This is a genomic window from Flavobacterium sp. (assembly GCF_041392005.1).
Lineage (GTDB): Bacteria > Bacteroidota > Bacteroidia > Flavobacteriales > Flavobacteriaceae > Flavobacterium.
Genome location: NZ_JAWKMX010000044.1, coordinates 1 through 4,209, shown reverse-complemented (window position 1 = coordinate 4,209; position 4,209 = coordinate 1). Strand labels below are relative to the sequence as shown.

Here is a 4,209-nt window from a genome sequence, read left to right as displayed (position 1 = left end):
GTAAAGAAGGCGAAGCTATTTTTTCGCTTTCCAGAGGAATTTTAAACCGAAAAATGGTCGATTTAGCCGAAAAAGAAGGCGTTCAGTTTCATTTTGAAAGTAAAATATGGGATGTTTCTTTAGAAACAGCAACATTGCATCAAGGTGAAACCGAAAGAGGCGAATGGACTGATATTAACTACGACATTGTTTTTGGTGCCGATGGTGCTTTTTCGCGAGTTCGTCATCGTATGCAGCGCCAAAGCATGTTTAATTATTCGCAAGAATTTTTACAAATAGGTTATAAAGAATTGCATATTCCAGCTAATGTAGATGGTTCGCATGCACTAGATAAAAATTCGTTGCATATTTGGCCTAGAGGAGAATTTATGTTAATGGCTTTAGCCAATACTGATGGAAGTTTTACCTGTACATTGTTTTTACCAAACAAAGGCGAAAATTCATTCGAAAAACTACAAGACGAGGCTTCGGTTAAACACTTTTTTGAAACTCATTTTCCCGATGTAAAACCGTATTTATCGTTAATGATTTCCGACTTTTTTAAAAACCCAAAAAGCTATTTGGTAACTATGCGTTGCTACCCGTGGACGTTTGAAGATAAAGTAGCACTTATAGGCGATGCTTGCCATGCTATTGTTCCTTTTTATGGGCACGGAATGAATGCAGGATTTGAAGATATTACCATTTTAGTAGAAATGATGGAAAAGTATGGCGACGATTGGAAAACTATTTTTCAAGAATATCAAAAATCGCGAAAACCAAATACTGATGCTATTGCCGAACTCTCGTATCGAAATTTTATAGAAATGAGTGCAAAAACCGCCGATGATCAATTTCATTTACAAAAGAAAATTGAAAAATGGTTTGCAACAAAACACCCCGAAAAGTGGATTCCTCTGTATAGAAGAGTTACATTTACCCATCAACCATATGCCGAAGCACTAGCGATAGGCGATAAACAAAATGCTATTATGCAAGAAATATTAGCGATAGCGAATATCGAAGAAATTTGGGAAACTGAAGCAATTGAAAATAAAATTTTAGAATTGTTAAAAAATGTAAATTAGTATTCTAAAATATTTCCTATGACAGTACTTATTGTTTTTGTTTTAATTTTACTAATAGTAATAATAGCAACGCTTAATAAACAAAGTAACCAAATAAATAATTCTTTTTTTTCGCTACATTCAAAACTAAATAGTGTTGAAGAAAAATTAAAAAATTTAGAAGAAAAATTAGCACAGCCGCAATTTACGTTAGATGATGTAAAAGAAGAAAAACAACAAGCCAATAGTACTGTTGAAGAAAATGTAGAAGCAGAAATTGAGGTTTTCGAAACTACAAAAGCAGAAGAGCTTGTTATAGAAAGTATTGAAGAAATAGAAACAATACCAGAAAATTTTCAGCCAGAAGTTTTCGATGTACTATCAGATGAACCAGAGGAAATTCTTACAGAAAACTACATTCCAAAGAAATCGTGGTTTGAACAATTTAAAGAAAAAAATCCGGATTTAGAAAAATTTATTGGTGAAAACCTAATCAATAAAATTGGTATTTTAATATTGGTTTTAGGTGTAAGCTATTTTGTAAAATACGCTATCGATAAAGATTGGATAAACGAACCCGCACGTGTAGGAATCGGAATTTTAGCAGGCTCATTAGTAATGGCAATTGCCCATAAACTAAAAAAGAATTTTGCAGCATTTAGTTCGGTTTTAGTTGCTGGTGCAGTTAGTATATTTTATTTTACTATTGCTATTGCTTTTCACGAATACCAATTGTTTAGCCAAACGGTAGCTTTTGTCATAATGGTAGGTATTACAGCATTTAGTGTTTTTGTTTCGGTTTCTTATAACCGTCAAGAATTAGCCGTTTTGTCATTAATTGGTGGGTTTGCGGTTCCTTTTATGGTAAGTAATGGCGAAGGAAATTATGTGGTGCTATTTACCTATTTAGCAATTTTAAACATAGGAATTTTAGCCATTTCATATTTCAAAAAATGGAATGTTGTAACACTACTTTCGTTTGTATTTACTACCATTTTGTATTGGGTTTGGTTAGGTAACGAAATTTCAAGTAATAATTTTCCTCATAGAAATGCTTTAGTGTTTGCAACGTTATTTTACGTTGTTTTTTCGGTTGCTATTGTACTTAGTAATTTACGACAAAAAGGATCATTATCTGGTTTTGAATACAGTATGTTAGTTGCTAATAATTTTGCTTTTTTCGGTTTCGGAATGGCTATCATTCGCCATAGTGGGTTAAATTTTACAGGATTATTTACATTGCTTTTAGCGGTTTACAATTTAGTTTACGCAGCTATTTTGTATAGTAAGTTTAAGTTCGATAAAAATGCTATTTATGTTTTAATCGGTTTAACACTTTCGTTTGCTACTTTAACAATTCCGATTCAGTTCGAAGGAAATCAAATTACTTTATTTTGGGCTGCCGAAGCCGTATTGTTATTTTGGTTAGCACAAAAATCGAAAATTCAATATTTTAAATTAGCGGCAGTACTGGTTCAGTTTTTAACTATTGCAAGTTTGTTGTTAGATTGGCTTAACTATGCAACAGATAAAGAACTTAATATAATTTTAAATCCGCTGTTTATTGCAGGAGCAGTTGTAACCATTAGTTTCGTGTTAAGTTATTTTATATTAAAAAACGAAAAAGAAACGAAAGTATTTACAATCAATTTTAATCCAAAAGCTTATACTAATTTTCTATTTATAGCAATTGTAATTAGTGCTTATTTTACAGGTTTTTTAGAAGTTTATTTTCAAGCAAATGCACGATTAGAAAACAGTGGTTCATGTATTGCATTTCCTGTTGCGTATCATTTTTTATTTTTAGCTGTTTTAATTACGGTTATACAAAACTATAAAAACCAATTGGCCAATACAATTACAGCTGTTATTTCAATATTTAGTATTTTTCTTTATATCGTTTCATTTTATAAGTTAGCCAATTTTGAAATTGTCGAAAACCTTATCTATACTACTCAAAACCAGTATGCTTTTTATCTGCATTATGTAACAGTAATTGCTTTGTTGTATATAATATATCAATTATATAAAAGGGCAACAGCAGAAAATAAATTACAACTTTTATCGGGCAAAATAATGCCTTGGTTAGCTGTTTTTGCTATTGTTTATGTATTAAGTTGCGAATTACTGATACACGGGTTGCATTTTTCTTCGCCTATTAATGCGGCTAAAATAACACAATATAATCCTAATATTTCATCATTTAATGATGCTTCAATTTATGAAATATCTTCGTTTGCGAACTATGAACTTTCTAAAACAAAAACACAAATCATAAAAATAGGTTATCCTATACTTTGGGGCTTATTTTCATTTGTATTTTTAATTATTGGAATTAAAAAGCAATCTAAAACGCTACGAATTATTGCACTTTCGTTATTAGGCTTAACCATAGCAAAATTGTTTGTGTACGATATTAACAACGCTTCCGAAACAGGTAGAATAATTGCATTTATCTTATTAGGCGTACTCATTTTAATTATTTCATTTGTCTATCAAAAATTAAAAAAATTAGTAACTAGCGATGAACCTAAAAAAACTAATGATGAAGGCTAAAATTTTAATTTTTGCAATATTTGTATGTAGTTTAGGATTTGCTCAAAATTATAAAGGCAAGTTAAATGAAGTTAGCGAAACAGGATTTTATGAAATTTTGCTTTCGCCACAAGTGCGTTCGGCTACACAAGACAATACCGATTATTTTCGAATTATTGATGCCGCACAAAACGAAGTACCGTATGTTTTTGTTTCAAAAACAGCACAAATAGAACGAACATTTGAATCGTTAGAAATTATAGCAAAAAACACAATTAAAGATTCGATTACAACGTTAATAATTAAAAATTACCAACAAGAAAACAATGGCGAATTAGTTTTTACAGTTTCAAATACCGAAATAAATAAGTACTATTCTATTAGTGGAAGTAACGATCAACGAGATTGGTTTGGCTTAGCTTCTAATCGGTTGCTAAATAATTTAAATGCGCAACAAGGAAATACAACTAATAAAACAATTTTATTTCCGTCAAACACTTATCAATAGTTAAAAATTGAGTTTATTGATAAAAATTCGCTTCCTATAAACATTTTAAAAGTTGGTTACTATAAAGGAAATCGAATTGCGTTTCAACCTTCTGAAATTACAAGTTTGTTTAAATATGCC

Annotated in this window: 3 protein-coding genes; all 3 read left to right on the top strand. The window is 30.6% G+C overall.

Annotated features, from left to right (window positions below; genetic code table 11):
* Positions 1 to 1,067 (top strand): FAD-dependent oxidoreductase (locus R2808_RS11355; RefSeq protein WP_371271125.1); only part of this gene is annotated, 1,067 nt, incomplete at its 5' end.
* A gap of 18 nt (positions 1,068 to 1,085) precedes the next feature.
* Positions 1,086 to 3,602, top strand: a complete 2,517-nt coding sequence (locus R2808_RS11350) for a DUF2339 domain-containing protein (protein ID WP_371271124.1) — start codon at positions 1,086 to 1,088, stop codon at positions 3,600 to 3,602.
* Positions 3,592 to 4,089, top strand: a complete 498-nt coding sequence (locus tag R2808_RS11345) for a hypothetical protein (protein WP_371271123.1) — start codon at positions 3,592 to 3,594, stop codon at positions 4,087 to 4,089. Before R2808_RS11350 ends, R2808_RS11345 begins: the two co-directional genes overlap by 11 nt.
* The last annotated feature ends 120 nt before the right edge of the window (positions 4,090 to 4,209 follow it).

Excerpts from the sequence above, each read along its gene's own strand:
- R2808_RS11350 (WP_371271124.1), top strand. The coding sequence starts at position 1,086 with ATGACAGTACTTATTGTTTTTGTTTTAATTTTACTAATAGTAATAATA.
- R2808_RS11345 (WP_371271123.1), top strand. The coding sequence starts at position 3,592 with ATGAAGGCTAAAATTTTAATTTTTGCAATATTTGTATGTAGTTTAGGA.